Source organism: Actinomyces urogenitalis, assembly GCF_002861525.1.
Lineage (GTDB): Bacteria > Actinomycetota > Actinomycetes > Actinomycetales > Actinomycetaceae > Actinomyces > Actinomyces urogenitalis.
Genome location: NZ_PKHA01000003.1, coordinates 140966 through 165707, shown reverse-complemented (window position 1 = coordinate 165707; position 24742 = coordinate 140966). Strand labels below are relative to the sequence as shown.

21 protein-coding genes and 2 pseudogenes are annotated in these 24742 nt (G+C 70.8%); 16 read left to right on the top strand and 7 right to left on the bottom strand.

Annotated features, from left to right (window positions below; all coding sequences use genetic code 11):
* Positions 1 to 108: 108 nt before the first annotated feature.
* The 8 genes and pseudogenes from CYJ26_RS04860 to ffh all read left to right on the top strand — a co-directional run bounded on the left by CYJ26_RS04860 (position 109) and on the right by ffh (position 12090).
* Complete coding sequence (locus CYJ26_RS04860) at positions 109 to 1410, top strand: alpha/beta hydrolase fold domain-containing protein (RefSeq protein ID WP_169305814.1); 1302 nt, start codon at positions 109 to 111, stop codon at positions 1408 to 1410.
* A 38-nt stretch (positions 1411 to 1448) separates the two neighbouring features.
* A complete protein-coding gene (gene smc, locus CYJ26_RS04855) occupies positions 1449 to 5108 on the top strand; it encodes a chromosome segregation protein SMC (protein ID WP_101638052.1) in 3660 nt (1219 codons plus the stop codon).
* Between the two features lie 94 nt (positions 5109 to 5202).
* A complete protein-coding gene (locus CYJ26_RS04850; RefSeq protein ID WP_006548683.1) occupies positions 5203 to 5508 on the top strand; it encodes a hypothetical protein in 306 nt (101 codons plus the stop codon).
* Positions 5509 to 5579: 71 nt separating this feature from the next.
* Entirely contained in the window at positions 5580 to 6764 is a 1185-nt protein-coding gene (gene ftsY / locus CYJ26_RS04845; RefSeq protein ID WP_034237195.1) for a signal recognition particle-docking protein FtsY, read from the top strand.
* A gap of 194 nt (positions 6765 to 6958) precedes the next feature.
* Positions 6959 to 8308, top strand: a pseudogene (locus CYJ26_RS04840) (ammonium transporter).
* Positions 8309 to 8526: 218 nt separating this feature from the next.
* On the top strand, positions 8527 to 9273 hold the full coding sequence (locus CYJ26_RS11130) for an alkaline phosphatase (protein ID WP_276327960.1): 747 nt from the start codon (positions 8527 to 8529) through the stop codon (positions 9271 to 9273).
* Positions 9194 to 10342, top strand: coding sequence for an alkaline phosphatase (locus CYJ26_RS04835; protein WP_276327961.1), 1149 nt, complete (start codon positions 9194 to 9196; stop codon positions 10340 to 10342). Before CYJ26_RS11130 ends, CYJ26_RS04835 begins: the two co-directional genes overlap by 80 nt.
* Before the next feature lie 89 nt (positions 10343 to 10431).
* Positions 10432 to 12090, top strand: a complete 1659-nt coding sequence (ffh, locus tag CYJ26_RS04830) for a signal recognition particle protein (protein ID WP_034237198.1) — start codon at positions 10432 to 10434, stop codon at positions 12088 to 12090.
* A gap of 34 nt (positions 12091 to 12124) precedes the next feature.
* On the opposite strand, the gene CYJ26_RS04825 is transcribed toward ffh, so the two are convergent.
* The 4 genes and pseudogenes from CYJ26_RS04825 to CYJ26_RS04810 form a co-directional block, all read right to left on the bottom strand.
* Positions 12125 to 12760: a response regulator transcription factor gene (locus tag CYJ26_RS04825; RefSeq protein WP_101638051.1), complete on the bottom strand. Its 636-nt coding sequence runs from the start codon at positions 12758 to 12760 to the stop codon at positions 12125 to 12127.
* A complete protein-coding gene (locus CYJ26_RS04820; RefSeq protein ID WP_052039912.1) occupies positions 12757 to 13878 on the bottom strand; it encodes a sensor histidine kinase in 1122 nt (373 codons plus the stop codon). The genes CYJ26_RS04825 and CYJ26_RS04820 overlap by 4 nt, the downstream gene beginning before the upstream one ends.
* Positions 13875 to 14708 (bottom strand): hypothetical protein, encoded by an 834-nt coding sequence (locus tag CYJ26_RS04815; RefSeq protein ID WP_006548690.1) that lies wholly within the window; start codon positions 14706 to 14708, stop codon positions 13875 to 13877. Before CYJ26_RS04815 ends, CYJ26_RS04820 begins: the two co-directional genes overlap by 4 nt.
* A 6-nt stretch (positions 14709 to 14714) precedes the next feature.
* A pseudogene (locus tag CYJ26_RS04810) lies at positions 14715 to 15563 on the bottom strand (ABC transporter ATP-binding protein); the annotation flags it as partial.
* A 287-nt stretch (positions 15564 to 15850) separates the two neighbouring features.
* Between CYJ26_RS04810 and CYJ26_RS04805 the strand changes: the two are divergent.
* Positions 15851 to 17377, top strand: coding sequence for an alanine/glycine:cation symporter family protein (locus CYJ26_RS04805; RefSeq protein ID WP_024036284.1), 1527 nt, complete (start codon positions 15851 to 15853; stop codon positions 17375 to 17377).
* 687 nt (positions 17378 to 18064) lie between these two features.
* Here the strand turns inward: CYJ26_RS04805 and CYJ26_RS04800 are convergent.
* The 3 genes from CYJ26_RS04800 to CYJ26_RS04790 all read right to left on the bottom strand — a co-directional run bounded on the left by CYJ26_RS04800 (position 18065) and on the right by CYJ26_RS04790 (position 19273).
* Positions 18065 to 18547 carry an ATP-binding cassette domain-containing protein gene (locus CYJ26_RS04800; protein WP_006548695.1) on the bottom strand — a complete coding sequence of 161 codons (483 nt, stop codon included), beginning with the start codon at positions 18545 to 18547 and terminating at the stop codon, positions 18065 to 18067.
* A gap of 17 nt (positions 18548 to 18564) precedes the next feature.
* Complete coding sequence (locus CYJ26_RS04795) at positions 18565 to 18747, bottom strand: ATP-binding cassette domain-containing protein (RefSeq protein ID WP_006548696.1); 183 nt, start codon at positions 18745 to 18747, stop codon at positions 18565 to 18567.
* 151 nt (positions 18748 to 18898) lie between these two features.
* Positions 18899 to 19273, bottom strand: a complete 375-nt coding sequence (locus CYJ26_RS04790) for a GntR family transcriptional regulator (RefSeq protein ID WP_034237276.1) — start codon at positions 19271 to 19273, stop codon at positions 18899 to 18901.
* A 281-nt stretch (positions 19274 to 19554) separates the two neighbouring features.
* Between CYJ26_RS04790 and rpsP the strand changes: the two genes are divergently transcribed.
* The 7 genes from rpsP (at position 19555) to CYJ26_RS04755 (ending at position 24691) form a co-directional block, all read left to right on the top strand.
* A complete protein-coding gene (rpsP, locus tag CYJ26_RS04785) occupies positions 19555 to 20034 on the top strand; it encodes a 30S ribosomal protein S16 (RefSeq protein ID WP_034237205.1) in 480 nt (159 codons plus the stop codon).
* Between the two features lies 1 nt (position 20035).
* The gene (locus CYJ26_RS04780; protein ID WP_006548700.1) at positions 20036 to 20272 is read left to right on the top strand and encodes an RNA-binding protein; all 237 of its coding nucleotides are present in this window, start codon (positions 20036 to 20038) and stop codon (positions 20270 to 20272) included.
* A 102-nt stretch (positions 20273 to 20374) separates the two neighbouring features.
* The gene (gene rimM, locus CYJ26_RS04775) at positions 20375 to 20941 is read left to right on the top strand and encodes a ribosome maturation factor RimM (RefSeq protein ID WP_006548701.1); all 567 of its coding nucleotides are present in this window, start codon (positions 20375 to 20377) and stop codon (positions 20939 to 20941) included.
* An 11-nt stretch (positions 20942 to 20952) separates the two neighbouring features.
* On the top strand, positions 20953 to 22380 hold the full coding sequence (gene trmD, locus CYJ26_RS04770; protein WP_050765663.1) for a tRNA (guanosine(37)-N1)-methyltransferase TrmD: 1428 nt from the start codon (positions 20953 to 20955) through the stop codon (positions 22378 to 22380).
* Positions 22381 to 22604: 224 nt separating this feature from the next.
* Positions 22605 to 22955 (top strand): 50S ribosomal protein L19, encoded by a 351-nt coding sequence (rplS, locus tag CYJ26_RS04765; RefSeq protein ID WP_024035052.1) that lies wholly within the window; start codon positions 22605 to 22607, stop codon positions 22953 to 22955.
* Positions 22956 to 23093: 138 nt separating this feature from the next.
* Positions 23094 to 23933 carry a signal peptidase I gene (lepB, locus tag CYJ26_RS04760; protein ID WP_006548704.1) on the top strand — a complete coding sequence of 280 codons (840 nt, stop codon included), beginning with the start codon at positions 23094 to 23096 and terminating at the stop codon, positions 23931 to 23933.
* Positions 23930 to 24691, top strand: coding sequence for a ribonuclease HII (locus CYJ26_RS04755; RefSeq protein WP_101638047.1), 762 nt, complete (start codon positions 23930 to 23932; stop codon positions 24689 to 24691). Before lepB ends, CYJ26_RS04755 begins: the two co-directional genes overlap by 4 nt.
* Positions 24692 to 24742: the final 51 nt, after the last annotated feature.

Here is a 24742-nt window from a genome sequence, read left to right as displayed (position 1 = left end):
GGGGGGGGGGAGTGGTGACACAGTCCTCCTCGAGAAGGAGGAGAGGGACCGGTGAGCACCTCCCGGGAGGGAACCGAGGCGCTCATGCCTCTGGGTAGGGTGTCGTGCGTGTCCCACGCCTCTGACCACCGGCCACCTGGCAGGCCTGCGGCCACCTGCCTGCTGCTCGCGGTGGCCGGCTTCGCCGCCCTGGCGTCCCTGGCCGAGCTCATCGAGGTCCCGGGCCTGTCCTACAGCCTCATGCTGGGCCCCTGGGGAGTCGACTGGCTCGCCCTGCTGGCCGTCCTCGTCCTCGTGGCCCTCGCCGCCCGGCGCCGGCGCCCGGGACGAGCCCGCAGCCTCGCCGTCCTCCTACTCACCCTCGCCCTGGTGATCACGGCAGGTGTGGGCTGGCGGCAGGTGGACTTCGCCCGGTCCCAGGGCGTGAGGCTGGACCTGTGGGCACTGACCGGGATCGGGCAGAGCGGCTCACAGCCTGACGTGCAGCCGGTGGTCCTCGACGACACCGACACCGGACAGCTCCTCCAGGCCGGGGTGTGGCTGCCACGTGACGGCCGTGGCGGGGTCCTGGGCGCCGGCAGCACCGGCGCGCCGGCGAGCTCAGGCAGGTCGGCGCGCTCAGACAGTCCGGTCGGCGTCGTCGTCCTTCTCCACGGTGGCGGGTGGTCCAACGGCAACCGCCTCAACCCCATGACCCGTGGCCAGGCCGCCTGGTTCGCCTCTCAGGGCTACCTGGCCATTGCCCTGGACTATCCCTTGTCCACCCCTGACCTTGCCACCTGGCAGCTGGCCGAGTCCCGAGTGGCGTGCGGCCTGGCCTGGGTGGCGAGCCACGCCGAGGGCTACGGTGGCGACGCGCGGCACCTGGCGCTCGTAGGAGACTCAGCCGGAGGCAACCTGGCTCTGGAGATCACCTACCGTCAGGCCCTGGGGCAGCTGGATCCGGTGGATGAGGAGTGCGGCAGCGAGGTCCCCCAGATCGACGCGGTCTCGACCACCTATCCGATCGCGGACCCGGTTGGCTTCCACGACAACCCCGACCTGGTCATGGCCCCCTTTGTCTCCGAGCGCGCTCGCCGCTACACCAGTGGTACACCGGGCCAGGTGCCCGAGCGCTACGAGGCGATCGACCCGCGCCGCAAGCTGGCTCTCCTGGCGCAGCGAGGGATGGGGCCGAGCCTGCCACCGACGCTCATCGTCCACGGGGCGCGTGACCACGTGGTCCCCGTGGACGGGACGCGCAGCCTCGACGCCGCCCTGGAAGAGGCCGGTGCGCCCCACACCACGCTGATCGCGCCCCTGACCGACCACGTCTTCGACCTCAATCCCGGTTCGGCCCTCTCCCAGACCTGGCGCCACCTCACCCTCGATCTGCTCACGCAGGCTGCGGTGCTCCCCGCCGAGAGGTAGCCGCCCCGAGGCGCCCTCCCGCCCGGTATCGTGGGGGCGTGCACCTCAAGACGTTGACGATCAAGGGATTCAAGTCCTTCGCCTCGTCAACCACGCTGCGTCTGGAGCCGGGGATCACCGCGGTGGTCGGGCCCAACGGCTCAGGCAAGTCCAACGTCGTAGACGCGCTGACCTGGGTGATGGGGGAACAGGGAGCCAAGAACCTGCGTGGCGGCTCCATGGCGGACGTCATCTTTGCCGGCGCCGGATCGCGCCCGGCGCTGGGACGCGCCGAGGTGAGCCTGACCATAGACAACTCTGACGGCGTGCTTCCTATCGACTACACCGAGGTCACCGTCACCCGCACGCTCTTTCGCGGTGGCGGCTCGGAGTACCAGATCAACGGCACGCCGTGCCGCCTGCTCGACGTCCAGGAGCTGCTCTCGGACACGGGCCTGGGCCGCCAGATGCACGTCATCGTCGGGCAGGGACGGCTTGACGCCGTCCTACAGGCCACCCCGGAGGAGCGCCGTGGCTTCATCGAGGAGGCCGCTGGCGTCCTCAAGCACCGGCGCCGCAAGGAGCGCGCCCTGCGCAAGCTCGACTCGATGGCCGCCGACCTGGCCCGCCTGACTGACCTGACCGCTGAGCTGCGCCGTCAGCTCGGCCCGCTGGCCCGCCAGGCGGCCGTGGCCCGTCGGGCTCGCACCATCCAGGTTGAGGTCCGCGACGCCACGGCCCGCCTGCTCGCCGATGAAGTGGTCCAGACCCAGGCGCTGCTGGAGGCAGGCGATGAGGACCAGGCGACGTTGGCGCGTCGGCGCAGCGAGGCTGAGGAAGCCGAGCGCGTGGCCCGGGCCCGCCTGGCTGAGCTCGCGGGAGCCGAGGCCACCTCGGGCCAGCGGCTGAGCCGTGCCACGGCCACCTGGGAGGAGCTGACGGCGGCGGCCCAGTCCTTCTCCGCCCTGGCCGACGTCGCCGCCGAGCGCGTGCGTGGCCTGGCCTCCGCCCCACCGGCCTCCTTCGGCACCGATCCGGAGGAGCTTGAACGCCGTGCGCGGGCGGCTGCCGAGGCGGAGACCGAGCTCGCTGACGCCGTCGAGGCCGCTCGCACGGCACTGTCACGGGCCACGGAGCAGCGAGGAGATGCTGAGCGCGAGGAGGCGGCGAGCGCGCAGGCGGTTGAGGCACTGGCACGCCGCCAGGCTGACCGACGCGAGAAGCTGGCCCGTGCCGGAGGAGCGGTTGCCTCGGCGCGCTCGCGGCACGAGGCTGCGCTCGCAGCGCGTGAGCAGGCCCGCACCGCCCTGGCCCAGGCCGTGGACCGTGAGCAGGCCGCACAGGCTGCCCTGGAGGAGGCTCGCCCCAGTGGGCACGACGCCGGGGCGGGCGCCGCGAGCATCCAGGAGACTGAGGGCCCTGCCGCCGGCTCGGCCCAGGAGCAGGCTGCGGCGGACCACGAGGCGGCCAGCGCCGCGCTGGCTGCGGCCCGTGACGCCGTCAGCGCCGCCAACGAGGCCAGGCGCGAGGCTGCCTCAGACCGAGCGACCTGGACCGCCCGACGCGACACGCTCGCGCTGTCCCTGTCCGCCCAGGACTCCACCGCGCAGCTCGCCGACTCCGGCCTGCCCGGGGTCCTGGGCCCCTTGGCCGAGCAGCTGGTGATCGAGCGTGGGTGGGAGAACGCGGTGGCTGCCCTGCTGGGCGAGGCCGCCACCGCAGCCGTGATGGTGGACGACGACGCCGCGACCCGGGCGCTGGTCCACGCCCGCGGCGCGGACTCCTCCAGCCTGCGCCTGGTGGTTGCCAGCTCCCACGGCCTGGATTCTCCGACCGAGGAGCGGCCGGAGGAGGCCGGCTACCCGGGTGCGCACCGCGCGCTCAGCCTGGTTTGCGCCCGGGGGCAGGACCTCACGGCGCTGCTGGACCACCTGCTGGCAGGCTCCTGGGTGGTGGCGGACCTGGAGGCGGCGGCCTCGCTGCGTGAGGCGGTACCCCACGCCGTCGTCGCCACGAGAGACGGCGAGGTCCTCGCTCCGGGACGGGCCAGCGCGCAGGGCCGGGGGACGAGCTCGGTCCTGGAGCTGGCGGCCGCCCATGAGGAGGCCGCTGCCGAGGCACGGGCGGCCGGCGAGGCGGAGTCCCAGGCCGAGGCTGCGCTGGAGCAGGCCCGCAGCAGCGAGGAGGAGGCTCGACGTCGTGTGAGCCAGGCCCTGGCCGCGCTGCGTGCGGCCGACGCCGAGGCTGCCCGCGAGGCGGAGACCCTGGCCCGCCTGGGCTCGGCGGTGCGTGCGGCGAAGGAGGAGACCGGGCGCGCTCGCAGGGTCCTGGAGCGTGCGGAGGCCGAGAGCGCGGGGCGGACCACCGAGCTGGCCTCGGCCACGGCCGCCCTGTCCCAGCTGGAGGGCGAGGAGGACGACGGGCCTGAGGACCTCGACTCGCGTCTGGAGGCCGCACGCGCTGAGCGCGAGCAGGCGGCCGCGGCCGCGCGTGAGGCACGCAGCGCCGAGACCGAGGCCCGGCTCGCCCTGCGCACGGCCGAGGAACGCGAGCGCTCGGGGCGTGGACGCGCCGACTCCCTGCGCGCAGCCGCCCGGCGCGAGCGCGAGGCGCGGGCGGCGGCCGAGAGGGCCGGGCGGCGCCGGGCAGCTGCCCTGGCCGTGGCTTCCCACGTGCGTGACCAGGCACGTGCGGCCCAGCAGTCGGCTGCCACCTGGGCTGCCCAGGCGCAGGAGGAGCGTCACGGCCTGGAGGCTGAGCGATCGCGCTCTGCCCAGGCCACTGCCCAGGTACGTGAGGAGATTGACCAGGCCACCCGCCTCATCGCCCAGCTGACCGACGCCGCCCACCGTGACGAGATCGCCCGGGCCGAGCAGCGTGTGCGGCTGGAGGCCCTGGCCGACCGGGCCATGAGCGAGCTCGGCATGGAGCTGGAACCTCTCGTCGAAGAATATGGCCCCCACATGCCGGTCCCCGATCTCCAGGCCGATGAGCAGGATGAGCAGCCCGAGGATGAGGACGGCCAGCCGCCCGCGCGTGCGGGTCGCCCCTACGTGCGCGCCGAGCAGGAGAAGCGCCTGGCCCGTGCCAGCCGGGACCTGGCGCGCCTGGGCAAGGTCAACCCCCTGGCCCTGGAGGAGCACGCGGCCCTGGAGCAGCGCCACCAGTTCCTGGCCGAGCAGCTGGCAGACCTGACCCGCTCGCGCTCGGACCTGCTGCGCATCGTCGAGGAGATCGACGCCCGGGTCCTGGAGGTCTTCACCAGCGCGTGGCAGGACACGGCGCGCGAGTTCGAGCTTGTCTTCGACCGGCTCTTCCCTGGCGGCCAGGGCCGCCTTGTGCTCACTGATCCCTCCGACATGCTCACCACGGGGATCGAGATCGAGGCGCGGCCGGCGGGCAAGAAGGTCACGCGTCTGTCCCTGCTGTCCGGTGGCGAGCGCTCGCTGGCCGCGGTGGCGCTGCTCATCGCCATCTTCAAGGCGCGTCCCTCGCCCTTCTACGTCATGGACGAGGTCGAGGCCGCCCTGGATGACACCAACCTGGGGCGTCTGCTGGAGATCTTCACCGAGCTGCGCCGTGACAGCCAGCTCATCATCATCACCCACCAGAAGCGCACCATGGAGGTCGCCGACGCCCTGTACGGCATCACCATGCGTGAGGGCGTGACCCAGGTGGTCTCCCAGCGTCTGGCGCGCCCGGAGGACACTCACTCCTAGGCACCAGGCCTGGACGTGACGAAGACTGCATCACGTTTTGGTGACGTCGCGCGTCACAGTGGAGGTGCCCCGGCAGGCGGACCATGATGGAGTCATGAGCTCGATGGTCCTTCCCCTGTTTGTTGTCCTTGTCGCTGCTCTGCTGGTTCTCGGCATGGTGATCGCCGAGCGTTATCCGATCTCCACCTGGAAGGACCAGCTGCGGCACCTGCGTGAGATCGCCGCTGACAAGAGCGCCCCGGCACGAGTCGTGCCCCAGGACGCTCGCCTGGAGGACCTCATGACCCATGAGGACTCCTCGGTCTACACCGGCACCGAGAGCTTCTCCGGCCTGGTCGACGTCGTCGAGCGCGCCATGGACACTGCCGAGTCGCGCGCGGCCAGCCTGCGCCGGCGTTGAAGCATCCCAACAGCCGGCTGCGGGCGTCCTGCGTCGCGCGCTGAGCCGGCCAGATAGGCCATGATGGGGGCATGGACTCCTCGACCCTCCTCCTTGTCGTCCTTGCCCTCATCGCGGCGGTCGCCGTTATCGCCGGCGTCGTCGTGGCCCGACGCCGCCGCTCGCGCTCCGGGCAGCTGCCCACCAGCGCTGAGCGCCCCGGGCTGTCCGCGCCGCAGGCCTCCGACCGCGATGGTGACGAGCCTGAGGGCGAGGGGCTGGAGCAGCCGGCCGCGCCCGCTGGCGCGCTGCCCAGCGTGGAGACACCCGAGTCCATCCCCGGGCGCATGCAGCGCCTGCGCGCGCGCCTGGCCGGCTCCGGCGGCTTTGGCAAGGCCGTGCTGTCCGTGCTCTCGCGCGGCGACCTCACTGAGACCGACTGGGAGGAGATCGAGGACACGCTGCTGACCTCGGACCTGGGTATCGAGGTGACGACGGCGCTGATGGAGACCCTGCGCACCCAGGCCAAGGTGCTGGACACCTCCGATCCGACGGCGATCCGTGGCGTCCTGCGCCGCGAGCTGCTCGCCCTGGTCGACCCCGCCATGGACCGCTCCCTCAACCTCGCGCCTCCGCAGGCTGCTGAGGGCTTCACCGGTGAGGGGAGCCCGGCCGCGGCCGTTCTCATGGTGGGGGTCAACGGCACCGGCAAGACCACCACCTGCGGCAAGCTCGCCCGCGTCCTCGTGGCCCAGGACAAGACCGTCCTCATGGGTGCGGCGGACACCTTCCGTGCTGCCGCCGCCGAGCAGCTGGGGACCTGGGGCGAGCGCGTGGGCGTGGAGGTCGTGCGCTCTGAGCGTGAGGGAGCTGACCCGGCCTCGGTAGCCTTCGACGCGGCGTACCAGGCTGCTGCCCAGGGCGTGGACGTGGTCCTGGTCGACACCGCCGGGCGCCTGCAGAACAAGGCCGGTCTCATGGACGAGCTGGGCAAGATCAAGCGCGTGATGGAGAAGGTCGCTCCGGTGGGGGAGATCCTGCTCGTCCTGGACGCCACGACCGGCCAGAACGGGATGCGTCAGGCCCAGGTCTTCTCCGAGGCCGTCGGCGTGACCGGGATCGTGTTGACCAAGCTGGACGGCACGGCTAAGGGCGGCATCGTCGTCACGGTCCAGCGTGAGCTGGGCGTGCCGGTCAAGCTCGTCGGACTTGGTGAGGGTGCGGACGACCTTGCTCCCTTTGACCCGGAGGGCTTTGTGGACGCGCTGCTGGCCTGAGGCCTCGGGGCGGCAGACGGCCCGGTGCACAGACGGCAACGTGATGGTCACCTGCCTGACGCATCGGCAACACGCCGGATATCTCGCGCCGTGGCCTGACACCTGCCCGCCACCTTGACGACCACGTGCCATGACATGCGGGGCGTTGGCTTTCCTCGTGCGAATCCCGTCGCACGCAAGGAAGGGAGCTCCCTATGGCCCTCGACACCGCAGCCACCGCGTGGATGCTGGTCAGCGCCTCGCTCGTGCTGCTCATGACCGTTCCGGCACTGGCCCTGTTCTACGGCGGTATGAGCCAGTCCAAGTCAGTGCTCAACATGATGATGATGTCCTTCGGCGCCACCGCCGTCGTCGGCGTCGTCTACGTCCTGTACGGATGGTCGATGTCCTACGGTGGTACCGATCTGGCTGGACTCATCGCCAACCCCCTGTCCCAGCTGGGCCTGCACGGTGCCGTGACGGACGCGGCCGGGGCCTTTCTCCTCAACGACCACGGCGTCCCCGTCATCGTTGACGTTGCCTTCCAGATGACCTTCGCCGTCATCACCGTCGCCCTCATCTCCGGTGCGATCGCGGACCGGGTGCGTTTCGGGGCCTGGATGACCTTCGTACCCCTGTGGGTGACGCTTGCCTACCTTCCCCTGGCGCACATGGTGTAGGGCGGCGGCATCCTCAGCGACCAGGGCTGGTTCTCCTCCCTGGCCGCTCCCATCGACTTCGCTGGCGGCACCGTGGTGCATATCAACGCCGGGGTGGCCGGGTTCTTCCTGGCCGTCGCGATCGGACGCCGCCGCGGCTTCGGGCGCGTGCCCATGCGCCCCCACAACCTGCCGCTGACCATGCTCGGTGCGGGCCTGCTGTGGATCGGGTGGTTCGGCTTCAACGCCGGCAGCGCGCTGACCGCCGACGGCGTGGCCGGACTGGCCTGGGTCAACACCACGGTCGCTGCCTGCGCCGCCGTGCTGGGCTGGCTGGCGGTCGAGCGTGTGCGCAACGGGCACGCCACCAGCCTGGGGGCAGCCTCGGGGGCCGTGGCCGGGCTGGTTGGCATCACCCCGGCAGCCGGAGCAGTCACGCCCGTGGGCGCCATCGTCCTGGGGCTCGTAGTGGGGGCGCTGTGCGCCTGTGCGGTGGGCCTGGAGTACCGCCTGGGCTACGACGACTCCCTCGACGTCGTCGGCGTCCACCTGGTTGGCGGCCTGGCCGGAACCATCCTGGTGGGCCTGCTCGCCAAGGACACGGGCCTGCTCTACGGACACGGCTCGGCCCAGCTGCTCACCCAGGTCCTGGTCGCCGTCGTGGCGATGAGCGTGAGTCTGGTGACGACGGCGGTGTGCTGGTTCATCGTCAAGCAGCTGGTGGGGTGGCGGGCTGGCGTCGAGGCCGAGCACCTGGGCCTGGACAAGGCTGAGCACGGGGAGTCCGCCTATGACTCACTGACCACCGGCCGCCTGGCTACGCCGCTCCCGCCAGCAGTCAGCCACGCCTCCTCCCGCCCACCCCGGGCAGTCGACGAGGTCCTCGAGATCCTCAAGGAAGCATGAGCCATGAAGCTCGTCACCGCCGTCGAGCAGGTCCTGCACGCACGCGCCGGGGAGAGTGGGATCGAGGCGATCTAGGCCCCGCCGGGTGGAGGCCGTGACAGCGAGTGTTCACCGGCGGGGTGCTCTGCGCTCACCGTGCGGTCACGATCCGGTCACGATGAGCGGATTGGCTGAGCGGGCGGACGCCCGTCCGCCATTCCCTCCCCGAAGGAGCTCCTGTGAGCACTCCCCGTCGCCCGCGCCGTGGTGCGCGGGCCGGTGCCGTGGCCCTCGCCGTCGGCGCCCTGTCACTGCCAGCCCTCGCGCTTCCTGCCAGCGCTGCAGGCACGACCTACCGGCAGGCCAACGGCCCGGCTGACTGCGTGAGCATCAACCCGGACGGCTCGCTCAACACGGATCCTGGTTCCTGCTCCCAGTTCGGGCCCGCGGGCCAGGGGCGGTCCAACCAGCAGGCACGCAACGTCATTCTCATCATCGGTGACGGTATGGGCCAGCAGGAGATCACCGCGGCGCGCAACTACGTCGAGGGCGCGGGAGGTCGCTTCGAGGGGCTGGACAACCTGCCCCACGTCGGGCTCTACACCCACCACTCCATCAACAAGAAGGACGGCTCGGTCAACTACGTCACCGACTCTGCTGCCTTGGGCACCGCCTGGGCCACGGGGACCAAGACCTACAACGGCGCGATCGGCGTGGACGTGGCTGGGAGGCCGGAGCAGAACCTCATTGAGGTCGCCAAGAACGCCGGCATGCGCACCGGTAGCGTCACCACCTCTGAGATCCAGGACGCGACCCCGGCCGTCATGGGTGCTCACGTCTCCACGCGCTCGTGCTACGCGCCCTCGGGTGACTTCAAGGCCAGCTGTGAGGCTGACCAGCGTGTCAATGGCGGTCTGGGCTCGATCTCCGAGCAGCTGGTGGACACCCGGGCGGACGTGGCCCTGGGGGGCTCGCGGGGCCTTTAGTGCCACGGTCGAGGCCGAGGGCACCTACACGGCCGCCGACGGCGCCACCCACGAGTGGACGGCCGGCACCTCCGTGCTGGACAACGTCAAGGCCCAGGGCTACCAGGTAGTCACCAACACCTCGGAGCTCGCCGCCCTGACCACCGCAGACCAGGACTCCCCGGTCCTGGGCCTGTTCTCCTCGGGCAACATGCCCCGTCAATTCCAGGCCACCATTCCGACCGAGGACGGGGCCCAGCGTGACGCCACGCGCTGCGAGCTCAACCCCGAGCGCACGGACTCGCTGCCGGACCTGGCACAGATGACGACCAAGGCCATCGAGCTGCTCGACCGTTCTGCGCAGGGTGACGACACGGGCTTCTTCCTCCAGGTCGAGGGTGCCTCGATTGACAAGGCTGACCACTCCGCAGACGCCTGCGGCCAGATCGGTGAGCTCGACGACCTCGACCAGGCCATCCAGGCGGTCCGCGCCTGGGTTGCCAGCTCCGGTGAGCCCACCCTCATCGTCGCCACCGCCGACCATGCCCACACCTCGCAGATCACCTCTGACGGTCAGCCGACGGCGGGGCGTACCACCCGCCTGCTCACCGCCGACGGCGCCCCGATGGTCATCAGCTATGCCACCGCGGCCTCCAACAGCCACGACGACGCCCTGGGCGGACAGAACCACACCGGTGCCCAGCTGCGCATCGCTGCTGAGGGACCGGGGGCGGAGAACGTCGTCGGCCAGCTCGACCAGACCGATCTGCACTATCTCATTGCCGGATCGCTGGGCCTGGACACCTCGGCCACGCTGAGCGCGGGCAGCTTCGCGCTGGCTGACAAGCCTGAGCTGCCCGAGCAGCCCTCGGCCCAGCCCAGCACGCCGGAGGCGACGACGTCGCCAAGCGCGGGCCAGGCGGCTGGCCCCGGCCCTCATCGCCACCGCAGCCGTGGGAGGCGGACTGGCACTGCGGCGTCGTCGCTTCTGCTGACGGCCAGCGTTCTCCTGCCGGGTAACCGGCCAGGCACAGGGCCCGTGCCCTCCCGTCCTGGGAGGGCACGGGCCCTCCGCTATCCTGGGCCCTAGCCATGCCCGTGGCCGGACGCAGGTCACCGCCGTCGTCCTGCCCGGGTCCCAGCAACCTCGCGCCCTGGGCGCACAAGGAAGGACACCGAGTGTTCGGCAACCTCTCCGACCGGCTGACCGCCTCCTTCAAGGGCCTGCGCGGCAAGGGCCGGCTCACCGACGCCGATATCGACACCACCGTCTCCGAGATCCGGCGCGCCCTGCTTGAGGCCGACGTCGCCCTGCCGGTGGTGCGTTCCTTCACCTCCGCCGTGCGCGAGAAGGCCAAGGAGGCTGCGCGCTCCCAGGCTCTCAACCCTGCCCAGCAGGTCATCAAGATCGTCAATGACGAGCTCATCGAGGTCCTCGGTGGAGCGACGCGCGAGCTGAACTGGGCTGACCGCGGGCCCACGGTCATCATGCTCGCCGGTCTTCAGGGTGCCGGTAAGACCACGCTGGCCGGAAAGCTCGGTCACTGGCTGCGTGGCGAGGGCAAGCGTGTCCTGCTGGTGGCCTCGGACCTCCAGCGTCCCAACGCCGTGACCCAGCTGAGCGTGGTGGCCGAGCGGGCGGGCGTGGACGTGTGGGCACCCGAGCCGGGTAACGGTGTGGGCGACCCGGTGGCCGTGGCCGCCTCCGGCGTGGAGCAGGCCCGCACCCACGGCTACGACGTCGTCGTGGTCGACACCGCCGGACGCCTGGGCGTGGACGCGGAGATGATGGACCAGGCCATTCGCATCCGCGACGCCGTCCACCCCCACGAGATCCTCTTCGTCCTGGACGCCATGGTCGGTCAGGACGCGGTCAACACCTCCGTCGCCTTCCGCGACGGCGTGGGCTTCACTGGTGTGGTCCTGTCCAAGCTCGACGGCGACGCCCGCGGTGGCGCGGCCCTGTCCGTGCGCGGGGTGACGGGTGCCCCGGTGCTCTTCTCCTCCACCGGCGAGGGCCTGGAGGACTTTGAGCGCTTCCATGCTGACCGCATGGCCAGCCGCATCCTGGACATGGGTGACCTGCTCACCCTCATCGAGCAGGCCCAGCGGGCCTTCGACGAGAAGGAGGCTGAGGCCGCTGCAGCCAAGATGGCCTCGGGCACCTTCACCCTGGAGGACTTCCTCGACCAGCTGCGCCAGATCCGCAAGCTGGGCTCGATGAAGAAGCTGCTGGGCATGATGCCGGGCATGGGCCAGATGCGCGAGGCGATCGAGGCCTTTGACGAGCGCGAGGTCGACCGCATTGAGGCGATCGTGTGCTCGATGACCCCGGCCGAGCGCCGGGACCTGTCCATCCTCAACGGCTCGCGGCGTAACCGTATCGCCAAGGGCTCGGGCACCACGGTCCAGGCCGTCAACCAGCTCGTCGAGCGCTTTGAGCAGGCCAAGAAGATGATGGAGGCCATGAGCGCCGGCGGTGGCCTGGGCGGTATGGGTGGCGGCATGCCAGGCATGGGATCGCTGCCTGGCATGGGCAAGCGGGCCAAGGCCCGTCAGGCGCCTAAGGCCAAGAGCGGCAAGGGCGGTAAGAAGGGCAAGTCCGGCAACCCTGCCAAGGCGGCGCGCCAGGCGCGTGAGGCCGCAGCCCGCCGTGAGCGGGGCGAGGCCGGCAGCCTGCCTGCGGCTCCGGCAGCGGGCTCCTCCTTCGGGCTGGGCGGCGCGGCGCCTGCGGCTCCGACCGCTGGTCAGCCTGCAGCTCAGCCCTCCGGTGACGAGGTTACCGATGCTATGAACGCCCTGCCTGAGGACCTGCGACGTCGCCTGGGCCTGGCCTGAGGCGAGGGACGCCCTGGTCTCGCGCCGTCTCGCGCTAGAGCCAGCCGTTGGACTCGGCGGTGCGGACTGCCTCGACCCGGTTGCGTGAGCCGGTCTTCGCGATGGCCGAGGACAGGTAGTTGCGCACGGTCCCCTCGCCCAGGCTCAGGTGCGCGGCGATATGTGGAGCGTCCAGGCCCTTGCCGGCCAGCCGCAGGACCTCGCGCTCCCGCTCGGTCAGGGGGTTGGGTCCCAGGAGCACCGACTCCTGGGCGAGCATCGGGTCGATCACCCGCAGGCCCGCGTGTACCTTGCGCACCGCCTCGGCCAGCTCGGCCGGGGGAGTGTCCTTGACCAGGAAGCCGCTGGCTCCCACCTCGATGGCCCGGGAGAGGTAGCCCGGGCGCCCGAAGGTCGTGACGATGATGCTGCGGCACGGCGTGGTGCCGGCGCTGCGCAGCCTCGCGATCTGCTCGGCGGCCCACAGACCGTCGCCGTCGGGCATCTCAATGTCCAGCAGCGCCACGTCCACCCCGCCTGAGCGCACGCGCTCGACGGTCTGGCGGCCCGTGCCGACCTGCGCCACCACCTCCAGGTCCCGCTCCAGGCCGAGCAGCGTGGCCAAGGCCCCGCGGACCAGGGCCTGGTCGTCAGCGACGAGGAGCTGAATCGGGCCGGGTTGCGTTGTCATAGCGTGACCTCCACCGTGGTTCCTTCACCTGTGCCGCCGGCCAGCCCCGGGCCGGTGACCTGGAGCAGGCCGCCGGCCGCCTCGACCCGCTGACGCAGGCCGGCCAGGCCGTTGCCGGGACCGTGGCCGCGCAGCCCCGCACCGTCGTCGGCCACCGTGAGTCGGCCGGGCGCGAGGGTGACGACGACGCGGCGCGCGCCGGCGTGGCGCAGCACGTTCGTCGTGGCCTCGCGCAGCGCCCAGGAGAGCACCTCGCGCTGAGGCAGCGGGATGTCGCGGGCGCGTCCGTGGACCTTAGCCTCGATCTCTGCCGCGGCGAAGGCGGTGCGTGAGGCCTCCAGCTGGCTAGCCAGGTCCGGGGTACGCAGCCTCGTGACCGTGGCGCGCACGTCCGCCAGCGCCGTGCGTGAGAGCGCGACGATCTCGCCCAGCTCAGTCTGGGCCGCGGCTGGGTCGACCTCCACCAGGCGCTGGGCGACCTCCGCCTTGAGCGTGAGGACGGTCAGGGAGTGGCCGAGGATGTCATGGACGTCCCGGCTGATCTCCTCGCGCTCACGGGCCGCCGTGAGCGCGAGGTCGGTGGTGCGACGGCGCTGGCCCGTCTCGTCCCCGATCCGCGACACGACCACCACGACGCAGGAGAAGCAGCAGCCGATCGCCATCCCCTTCTGGCTCAGGCTCGTGGGGGCAGCGACGGCGGACAGGATGCCGCCGGCGCACAGCAGGCTCGTCAGGCTCAGGCCGGTGGACAGGTGGGTGCCGAACAGGAGGATCGCGCAGAGGTAGGGCAGGTAGTACATGCCCGACCAGCCCAGCACCGGCAGGCTCACGGCCGCTGGGATGGCCAGCAGCGCCAGGCGTGGCAAGAGCGGCCGCAGCTGCTGGGCCACTGGGGTCTCGGGCGGCAGCTCGTCCCACGAGCCCATGGTGGACACGGTGTAGACGTACAGACCGATGAAGACGACGATGGCACCGATGCACACGGCCTTGGCTGCCGAGGACGCCTCTGTGCTCGCCGTCCACGCCATGAGGAAGAGCAGGAAGACGACCCAGAAAGACGCCTCCCAGTTGACCCTCCGGTACCAGGGACGGCGAGCCTGATCGGCCTCGGTGCTCACTTGCGCACCGTGGAGCGGGCGCGAGCCGCTAGGCAGGCTGCCACGAAGAGGACTGTCCACACCACCAGGTTAGCCAGGGCGTACCACACCGGCTCATGGACGATTCCGGTCATCGTGGCCACGACGTCCCCCTGCAGCGGCCGCGCGGCCAGCCGGGCGGCCCCGTAGAGCGGGGTGTAGCGGGACAGGGTGAACAGGACCCCGCCCAGGGGCATGAAGACGCCGCCCAAGAAGGCGAAGCCCGCCACTGAGGAGCTGGCCACGCCCACGGCCGTGTAGGAGGGGAACCACATGCCGGCTGCCAGGCCAAAGGCGGAGAAGGGCAGTGCCGCCACCAGGCACAGGGCGAAGGAGGCTAGCCAACGCCCGGGTGAGTCGATCTGGGCGCCGGTGAGCAGGCCGGCGGCAAAGATGAGGACCACCGGCAGCGCCGAGATGGCGATGGCTGCGGTGAGCTTGGCCTGCAGGTAGGCGCGCATCCCTCCGCTGGTCAGGGACACCTGCCGGCCCCAGCCCCCGGCCAGCTCGACGGCGGAGGAGGCTGCCAGGGCCGTGGAGGCGATGGCCACAGAGTAGGCCGCCATACTGATCATGACCGAGGCCGTGATGTTGCCGTGGCCCGCGGAGGTGGACTCGAAGTTGCTCATCTTGCCGAAGAGCAGGTACATGCCCAGCGGCATGAGGACAGTGAAGAAGACGGTGTCCACGCGCTTGAGCGTAGCCAGGATCTCAATGCGGGCGTAGGTTGCCGGGAAACGCCCCCGGTGGGCCGGGACCGCAGAGGTCGTGGGCATGGTGGCTGACGTCGTGGCTGTGGTTGTGGTGGTCATGGTGCTTCAGCCCTCCTGGCTGACGAGTGCGGAGAAGATGTTGTCGATGCTGGGCGCCTCCACACCCAGGTCGTGGGCGGGGGAGGCCGTCAGCAGCAGGCGGGCGACGTCGTCGGAGGAGGTGGTGCGGATCTCCACGTGCTCGCCGTGCACCGTGACAGACTCGACCGACCCCGCCACCGGCTGGAGGACCGTCTCGACGGCGGCCTGGCTGGCCTTGGGCCAGGTGACGGAGACCGTCGAGGCCTGGGCCGCGCCGCGCAGCTCGTCGATGGTTCCGTCCGCGACCAGCCGGCCGTGGTCGATGATGACGATCCGGTCAGCGAACTCGGCTGCCTCGGTGAGGTAGTGGGTGGCGAAGACGAGGGTGCGCTGGCGGGCGAGGGTCTGCTCGCGCATCGTGTCCCAGAACTCCGCCCGCGCGGTGACGTCCATGCCGGTGGTGGGTTCGTCCAGGATGAGCAGGGCCGGGTCCGCCAGCAGTGCCAGGCCCAGTCGCAGGCGCTGACGCTCGCCGCCGGAGAGCCGGGAGACCCGCCGGTCCAGGAGTGGGCCCAGGTGAGAGCGCTCGATGACGCCCTCCAGGTCCGGGCGCCCGGCCTGGAGCGAGGCGACGACCTGGAGCGTCTGGCGCACGGACAGGCCCGGCAGCAGGCCGCCGTCCTGGAGCATCGCCCCGACCTGGCCGCGCTTGACAGCCTCGGCAGGGGAGCCTCCGAGCACGTGCACGCTGCCCGAGGTGGGCTGGGTAAAGCCCATGACGACGTCGAGGGTGGTGGACTTGCCAGCGCCGTTGGGGCCGAGGAAGGCCAGGATTTCTCCGGGCTGGACCGTCAGGCTCAGCCCGTCCACGGCGTGCACCGGTCCGAAGGACTTGTGCAGGTCCGTGATCTCGATCGCGGGTGCTGAAGAGGTGCGTGTGGTCATGCCTCAAGGGTCTGTGACGCCGCCGGAGAGCGGTACTGGAGGCTGTCACTGCCTGCGCATGACAGGTGTCATGGGTGGCAGTGGGACTGGATGAGCGGGATCCCGGAGGGACGGGGTGTCCTCACGGTGGATAGGACGACGGCGCGCCCATCGGCCCAGGTATCCTCACCGCCGCCTACCCGGCCCTCCCACTGCCCCCACCCGAGCGGAGCACCATGTCTGCCCACCTCGCCACCTCCCTCACCTCGATCCTGACTGACTCACTGTCTGGCTTCGAGTCCTTCGTCTCCGGCCGCATCCTCATCTGGCTGCTCATCGCGGCCGGCGCCTACCTCACGGTGTGCACGCGAGGGGTCCAGCTGCGGCTGCTGGCCAGGCCCGTGGCGCTCGTGGCCCACTCACGCCACCAGCGTGGCTCCCTGTCCAGCTTCCAGGCCTTCGTCATCGGCCTGGGCGGACGCGTGGGCACCGGCAACATCGCCGGGGTTGCGCTGGCGGTGACGCTGGGTGGCCCGGGTGCCCTGCTGTGGATGTGGGTGGTGGCGCTGCTGGGCATGGCTACCTCCTTCGCCGAGTCCACGCTCGCGCAGGTCTTCAAGGTGCGTGGTGCCGATGGGATCTTCCGGGGCGGTCCGGCCTACTACATGGAACGAGGACTGGCCCTGTACGGGCGCAGGGGGCTGGCTCGGCTAGGACGCTGGATGGGACTGGCTTTTGCGGCCATGCTCGTCTTCTCCTACGGCCTCATCTTCCCGATGGTCCAGTCCAACACCATCGCCGTGACGGTGGCCTCCTCCCACGGCGTGGCCACATGGGTCACGGCGCTGGTCCTGATGACTGTCACCGCTCCGATCCTGCTGGCGGGGATGCGGGCGGTGGCTAAGGTCACCGAGTGGCTGGTGCCGGTCATGGCCCTGGCCTACCTCGCCGTCGTCGCCGTGGTCATCATCGTCTCGGCTCCTCGCGTGCCGGGCGTGCTGGCCGACGTCGTCGCCGGCGCCTTCAACCTGCGCGCGGGCCTGGCCGGTACGGGCGGTGGGCTCTTCGCCACCTTCTTGAACGGCGTCAAGCGCGGCCTGTTCTCCAACGAGGCCGGTCAGGGCTCCTCTCCCAACGGTGCCGCCACGGCGGACGTGGCCCACCCGGTGGTCCAGGGTCTCATCCAGGCCCTCGGTGTCTTCATCGACACCATCATCATCTGTACCGCCACCGGCCTGACCATTCTGCTGGCCTCGCCCGCGGTCTACACCCCCGGGGTGGAGCCGGCCTGGGCGGAGACAACGCTGGTCCAGCACGCGCTGGCCGACGCGCTGCCGGGGGCCTGGGTGGTGTGGTTCATGACCTTCCTCGTCATCACCTTTGCCTACTCCTCGGTGCTGGGCTACTCCAGCTTTGCCGAGGTCAACGTCAGCTACCTCGGCGGTGGCCGGCGCGCGGGGGTGTTGCTGCGTCTGGCGATGACGGCGGCGACAGGACTAGGGGCTGTGGTTGCTCTGGACCTGGCCTGGGTGATGGCGGACGTGGCCCTGGCACTGATGACGATCCTCAACCTCGTGGCCGTGCTGTGGCTGGGGCGCTGGGTCTTTGCCACCCTGCGTGACTATGACGGGCAGCGCCGGTCCGGCGTGGCCGAGCCCGCCTTCGTGGGCGTGGGCAACGCCCTGCTGCCCATGGACGTGCCCGGGGACGTGTGGACCGCTGAGCGGGCGCGTGAGCGCGTGCGCACCCTGGACGAGGGCTGATCGGCGCTAGCCGCGCGGTTTCCACCGCAGCACGGTCCGTGCTGCCAGCGCTGGGCCGGAAGGCGTGGATCGCGCCCGCCGCCCACCCGAGGTGGCCATCGGCCTCGGCAACGGCCCCAGCCAGGATGGACCCGCCGATCCCGATGACGATGAGGCCCGTCAGCGCCCAGGACCACGAGGCGCGCAGGCCTGAGTCCTGGAGCAGGACGAAGATGAGGACAAACAGTTGTGCCCCCAGACACGCCAGCACCCACCCGGGCACGGCCCACGGCGTGAGGAGACCGGGTTCTGCCTCAGACGGGACGGCCCGCGCCAGCACCGTGGTGAGCACGGCCCAGGGCGCTTGGGCCAGGGCGTAGCTCGCGGTGACTGCGAGGCCAGCGGCCAGCGCCGTGCGCTGGGTCAGGCCGGCAGCCAGCGCTGCCCGCAGGAGGCCGGCTGCCCTGCCGGTGGCGACGCACCCTGTGATCACCAGGGCAGGGGAGAGGTTGACCAGTGCCTGGGCGACCGAGGAGTGGCTGGCCGCCGCGATGACCAGGCTGAGCAAGATGAGGGCGAGCTCTACGGCGCCCAGCGCCGCCAGCCCTCGGTAGCACAGGGACCGGGTGACCTGCCCAGGGGCGGCCGGCAGTCGCGGCCAGGCCGGCTCCTGCTGTGAGAACGCAGGGCGGGCAAGAGACGACGTTGTCATGGCTTCCTCCTTGACATGTGCTCCAGGACGTCAGTGAGGTCGGCGAGTGGCGCACCCGGCGGCGTCGCGGCCTGGCGCAGCTCGTCCGCGCTGCCGTGGGCCAGGACCCGGTTCCCACCCTCGCCCCGGCCCAGGACGACGACGTCCTCGACCAGGTTCTCGATCTCACCGACCTCGTGGGAGGCGATGACGATGGTGGGGCGCTCGTAGCTGTACATCTGCAGCAGGGTGTCCCAGAAACGACGTCGTACGACGGCGTCCATGCCCAGGTGCACCTCGTCCAGGAGCAGGACCGGGGAGTGGGAGGCCAGGGCGAAGGCAGCGTCCACGGCCGAGCGCTGGCCCTGGGAAAGGCGGGCGGGGACCGCGTCAGGGTCGACCTCGAAAAGACGCAGGTAGCGCTTGGCCTCGTGGGTCATCCACAACGGACGGGTGAGCTCCCAGATGCGGAAGGACGCCTCGAGGCTCTGGTTCTCCACCAGGCAGCGGCGGGTGCCTAGCAGCGTGACAGCAGCGTGAGAGCAGCGCGGGGCGCGGGCTGGTCCCACACTGGGCCCCCGTTCAGGGTGACCTTGCCGGTCACGGGTCGGCGCAGGCCTGCGGCCAGCGAGAGCAGCGTCGACTTGCCGGTGCCGTTGCGTCCCGGCAGCCCCGTGATGACGCCGGGGCGGAAGGCCACGTTCACCTCCCGCAGGGGCCAGGTCTGGTGGGCAGGTGCCGGGCCAGCCAGCCGTAGGCGTGGCTCACTTCCTCCAGGCGCAGCCCGGGCCCGGTTCCCACCTGCTCTAGGACCCGGCGGGAGGAGAACGGCTCCTCAGCATCCACGGTGGTCAGGTCTCCTCCTGGAGGTAGTCGTGGGCGGCCTGGAGGATCTCGGCCTCGGTCAGGCCCAGGAGCCGTCCGGTAGCGAGCGCAGGACCGAGCACCTTGGCTGCGTAGGAACGACGGCGGGCGGCCTGCAGCGCCGCGCGTGCGCCGTCGGCCACGAACATGCCGATACCGCGGCGCTTGACCACCAGCCCCTCGTCCACGAGCAGGGCCACGGCCTTGTTCGCGGTGGCGGGGTTGATGCGGTAGAGCATGGCGTACTCGGTGGTGGAGGTCAGCCGCTGGCCCTCGGCCAGCGAGGCGGACAGGATCTGGAGGCGGATCTCCTCAGCGATCTGGAGGTAGATCGGGGTGGCGCCGTCGAAGGACCGGGGCACGGTGCTCACCTCCTTGTTGGTTAGTTACTTGGCTAATGAACCATGAAGGTGGGAGACTCTCAAGAGGCCGCTGTGGGCGATCTCGCACCATCAGGGCGACGACGGTGCTCGCTCCCGCTGGCCCAGCGGCCCTGCGCTCTGGCAGAATGACCGGCTGTACTCGGACGTGGAGTGGCCCCTCTCCCTCTCCTCGCCCTAGTCTCGGCACCCGCCGGAAACCGTTGCTTGACCCCACCGGGGACCAGCGCGCGCCAACCAACCAGAACCAGGAGTTCAACCAAGTGGCAGTCAAGATTCGCCTCAAGCGCATCGGCAAGAAGTTCCAGCCCTTCTACCGCGTCGTCGTCCTGGACGGCCGCAAGAAGCGGGACGGCCGTGTCATCGAGGAGATCGGCGTCTACGACCCGATGCAGGAGCCCTCGCTCATCCGCATCGACTCGGAGCGCGTGAAGTATTGGCTCGGCGTGGGCGCTCAGCCCTCCGACACCGTCTTCAACCTGCTGAAGATCACCGGCGACTACCAGGCATTCAAGGGCCTGACCGTCCCCGAGGGCAAGCTCAAGGTCAAGGACGCCGACGCCGCCGCCGCGGCGAAGGAGGAGGCCGTCAAGGCTGCCGCCGCTGACGCTGAGAAGCGCAAGGCTGCGGCTGCCGAGGCCAAGGCCAAGGCTGAGAAGGAGGCTGCTGAGGCGGCCGCTGCCGAGGCCAAGGCCGAGGAGTCCTCCGAGGAGTCCGCTGAGGCTCCGGCCGAGGAGGCCTGACATGCTGGCCGACGCGCTCGAGCACCTCGTGCGTGGCATCGTCGACAACCCCGACGACGTCACCGTCACCTCCCGGTCGCTGCGACGCGGCGACCTGCTGGAGGTGCGCGTCAACCCCGAGGACCTCGGACGCGTCATCGGTCGTTCGGGCCGCACTGCCCGTGCCCTGCGCACGGTCATCGGTGCGCTGGCTGACTCGCCTGTCCGCGTCGACGTCGTCGACACCGACCGGCGCTGAGACCCTCGCCTGACAGGTCCGAGCCTCACCCGCTCTCGCGGTGACTCTCACCGTCGTCGCCCGGCCCCGCACAGGGGCCGGGCGACGCTGTATCTTGAGCGCGTGCTCCTGACTGTCGCCATCATCGGCCCCGCTCACGCTCTCAAGGGCGAGGTCCGCCTCGAGATTCGCACCGACGACCCCGAGGGGCGCCTGGCCCCTGGCACCACGCTGCCCACGGACCCGCAGGACGCGGGACCGCTGACCGTCTCCCGCCTGCGCTTTGACGGCCAGCGCTGGTTCGCTGCCTTTGACCAGGCCCGCGACCGCACCGCGGCCGAGGCGCTGCGAGGAGTGCGGCTGTTGGTGGACACCGATGAGGACGAGGTCGACGAGGACGAGGAGTCCTGGTACGCCTACGAGCTCGTCGGCCTGACAGCGCGCCTGGCCCTGCACCCGGGGCACGAGGGCACGCCGCAGGTGCTCGGTGAGGTCGTTGACCTTGAACCCGGTATCGCCCAGGACCGGCTCGTGGTGCGTACCCCGCAGGGAGAGCGCGTGGCCGTGCCCTTTGTTGAGGAACTCGTGCCTGAGATCGACCTGGAGGCCGGGACCGTGACGATCGATCCTCCCGGTGGTCTCTTCCCAGGCCTCGGACAGGCCGAACAGACCGAGGAGACCGCCCAGTGAGCGCCCGGCCCCTGCGCCTGGACGTCGTGACGATCTTCCCGGACTACCTGCGGGTGCTTGACCTCTCGCTCATCGGCAAGGCGGCGACCAGCGGCCTGCTGGAGCTGGCGGTCCACGACCTGCGCTCGTGGACCCATGACCGTCACCGCACGGTCGATGACACGCCGCTGGGAGGCGGCGCCGGCATGGTGATGAAGCCGGACGTGTGGGGCGAGGCTCTGGACGAGGTCCTCGGCGGGGGCGAGAACGGTCAGGCCGTGGCTGATCGGCCAGCCCGCCAGGTTCTCGTCATCCCCACGCCCTCCGGCGAGGTCTTCACCCAGCGGGTGGCCGAGGACCTGGCCGGGGCCGACCAGATCGTCTTCGCCTGCGGCCGCTACGAGGGGATCGACGCGCGCGTCGCCCAGCACTACCGCAGGGCCGGCGTCGAGGTCCGCGAGCTGTCCATCGGTGACTACGTCCTCAACGGCGGAGAGGTCGCCAGCCTGGTCATGATCGAGGCCATCGCCCGTCTGCGTCCCGGGGTGCTGGGCAACCCCGAGTCGGTCGTGGAGGAGTCTCACTCCAGCGCCGGCCTGCTGGAGTACGAGGTCTACACCCGTCCGGTGTCCTGGCGAGGGCTCGACCTGGCCGAGAGCTGGCCGCAGCTGCTGGGAGGCAACCACGCCCTCATCGCACGCCAACGCCGCGACCAGGCCATTGCCCGCACCGCCGAGCGCCGCCCTGACATGATCGCGCGCCTGGATCCGGCTGGCCTGGACGGCGCGGACCGGGCAGCCCTGGCGCGCTGTGGCTGGGTGGTGCCGTCCGGCGCCGAGCACCCGGTCGAGGCGATCGTGCGCCCGGCCCTGCCTGAGGACCTGCCCGACCTCACGGCGTTGGCCGCGCGGACCTTCCCTGACGCCTGTCCCTCCTTCCTGACTGACGAGCAGATTGAGAAGCACATTGCCACCGCTCTCAGCCCGCAGCGCCTGGAGACGTGGATCCGCGACCCCCGGGTGGTGGTCAGCGTGGCGTGCCTAGCCTCCGACCTACCCGGGGCCACCGTGCGCGGGGGAGAGCTGGTGGGCTACAGCGTCGTCATCGCCGACCGGCGTGACGACGGCGGCCGGCTGCCGGAGGGGCTGGATGAGCGGCCCTCCTGCGTCACGGTCACCCAGGATCCTGGCGGCGCCAGGCCGGTGGTCGCTGAGCTGTCCAAGGTCTACGTTGACGCACGCCTGCGCGGCTCGGGCCTGGCGGCCCTGCTCCTGGCGGAGGCGGCCTGCGACGCGCAGACCATGGGGGTGGCCCTGCTGTGGCTGGGCACCCATGACGGCAACCGCCGGGCGCAGAAGTCCTACAAGCGGGCAGGCTTCGTCAAGGCGGGTACGCGGAGCTATGACGTGGGCGGTCAGCGCTGCCGTGACGTGGTCATGGTGCGCACCCTGGCTGGCTAGGTCACCAAGGTCACGTGGTCCCCGTCTCGCAGCCCACAGGCGGGGTGTGACAGACTAGGCCCGCCCTGAGGCCTCGGTTGAGTCTCTGCCACTGGGGAGACCGCCACGATGAGGACCTGCAGGGCGCCAGCACCGGTGCAGCCCGGACGGTGGTGCTACCTACCATCCGCGCGGCGCCACGAACCAAGCGCCCATGACCAGTGGCACGAGCGTGGAGAATGAGCATGACCAACCTGATTGACGAGATCAACGCCGCTTCGCTGCGTGACGACGTCCCCGCCTTCCGCGCCGGTGACACCCTCAAGGTGCACGTCAAGGTCGTCGAGGGTAACCGGAGCCGTATCCAGGTCTTCCAGGGCATCGTCATCGGCCGCCAGGGCTCTGGCGTGGGCGAGACCTTCACCATCCGCAAGGTCTCCTTCGGTGTGGGCGTGGAGCGTACCTTCCCGCTGCACACCCCCAGCATCGACAAGATCGAGGTCGTCACCCGCGGTGACGTCCGTCGCGCGAAGCTCTACTACCTGCGCAACCTGCACGGCAAGGCTGCCAAGATCAAGGAGCGTCGCGAGGACTGAGAGCCCGGCCCAGCCTGGCTCTGCCCGCTCATTGGCGTTGCCCGGGACCCGTCCGGGTCCCGGGCAACGCCGTTATCCTGCCCCTGTTCCTGTCCGAGGACGCAGACCGCGGCGCCCCGGCGCCGTCGAGAGGACCACATGACTCTCAGCTCGCACGAGGTGCTGCCTGAGCCGGACCGACCCGCGCAGTCGGATCCGGGTGAGTCAGTGGCGGTGTCCGAGGACCTGCCCCCCTCCTACCCTCCGGCTCGTCGCCCTCAGCCGGGGCCTGCGGACGAGCAGCCTGAGGCTGCGCGCAAGCGACTGCGCGGCTCCACCTTCCTCGTTGTCATCCTCGCCCTGGTGGTGACCGCTTTGTTCAAGAGCTTCGTCCTGCAGTGGTTCGAGATCCCCTCCAGCTCCATGGAGGACACCCTGACCGTCGGTGACCGCGTCGCGGTGACCATGTACGACTCCACTGACATCTCCCGCGGAGACATCGTCGTCTTCCGCGACCCTGACAACTGGCTGACCGTCACGGACCCCACTGGCCTGCGCGGCGTGGCCCGTGACACGCTCATCCTCATGCGGCTGCTGCCCGAGGACTCCGGGCACCACCTCATCAAGCGCGTCATCGGCATGCCTGGGGACCACGTTGTCTCCGACGGCCAGGGCTCGCTGTCCGTCAACGGCGTCGAGCTGGCCGAGACCTACGTCAAGGAGGGCGTGTCCGCCTCGACCATCGCCTTCGACGTCACGGTGCCCCAGGGCTACGTGTGGGTGATGGGGGACAACCGCTCCAACTCAGCCGACTCGCGCTACCACCAGGATGACGCCCACCACGGCTTCGTGCCGCTGAGCGACGTGGTCGGCGTGGCCAAGGCCATTGTGTGGCCGGCAGGCCGGTGGGGCTCCCTAGGCGGGGGAGAGGACGTCTTCTCAGCCGTGCCTGCGCCTGCTGACTCCACGAGCCAGACGGCTGGCGGGGACGGCGAGTGAGCCCCCAAGGTGCCGGCGCCTCGCGCCTGCGTCCCGACCGCGAGCTGGAGACCACGCTGCTGGCAAGCCACCGGGTGGTGGCCGGGATGGATGAGGTCGGCCGAGGGGCGTTGGCAGGCCCGGTGAGCGTGGGAGTCGCGCTCGTTGACACCACCACCCCTGACCACTTCCCGCACGACCTGGCGGACTCCAAGCAGCTTTCCCCCACGCGCCGCGAGGCGCTCCAGGCACCGTGCCGGGACTGGGTGCTGGACTGCGCGGTCGCGCACGCCTGGCCGGCTGAGATCGACGCGCTCGGCATGGTGGGCGCCCTGCGGCTGGCCGGCCTGCGCGCGCTGGTCGAGGTCGCCTCACGCGGTCACCGCCCTGACGTCGTCATTCTCGACGGCGTTGCCGACTGGCTCAGCGAGCCTGCCACCGACCTGCTGACCGAGCTGAGCGCCTCCCAGCCGGTGCATCCGGCCGTGGCCGAGGTGCGCCACCAGATGGACAGCCTGGGGCTGGCTACCCCGCCGGTACGGATGCAGGTCAAGGCGGACGCCCGCTGCGCCGTCGTCGCAGCAGCCAGCGTCCTGGCCAAGGTGGAGCGGGACGCTCTCATGACCGAGCTGGATGACCCCGGATACGGGTGGGCCTCGAACAAGGGCTACGCCTCGGCCGCGCACGTGGCGGGCCTGGGGCGTCTGGGGGCCAGTGACCAGCACCGGCGTTCCTGGCACCTGCCGGGGCTGGAGGCTTTCGCTGCTGGGGGCCAGTGAAGCACCGCCGTTCCTGCCGCCTACTGGCCTGGAGACCTTCGCCGCGGGCTG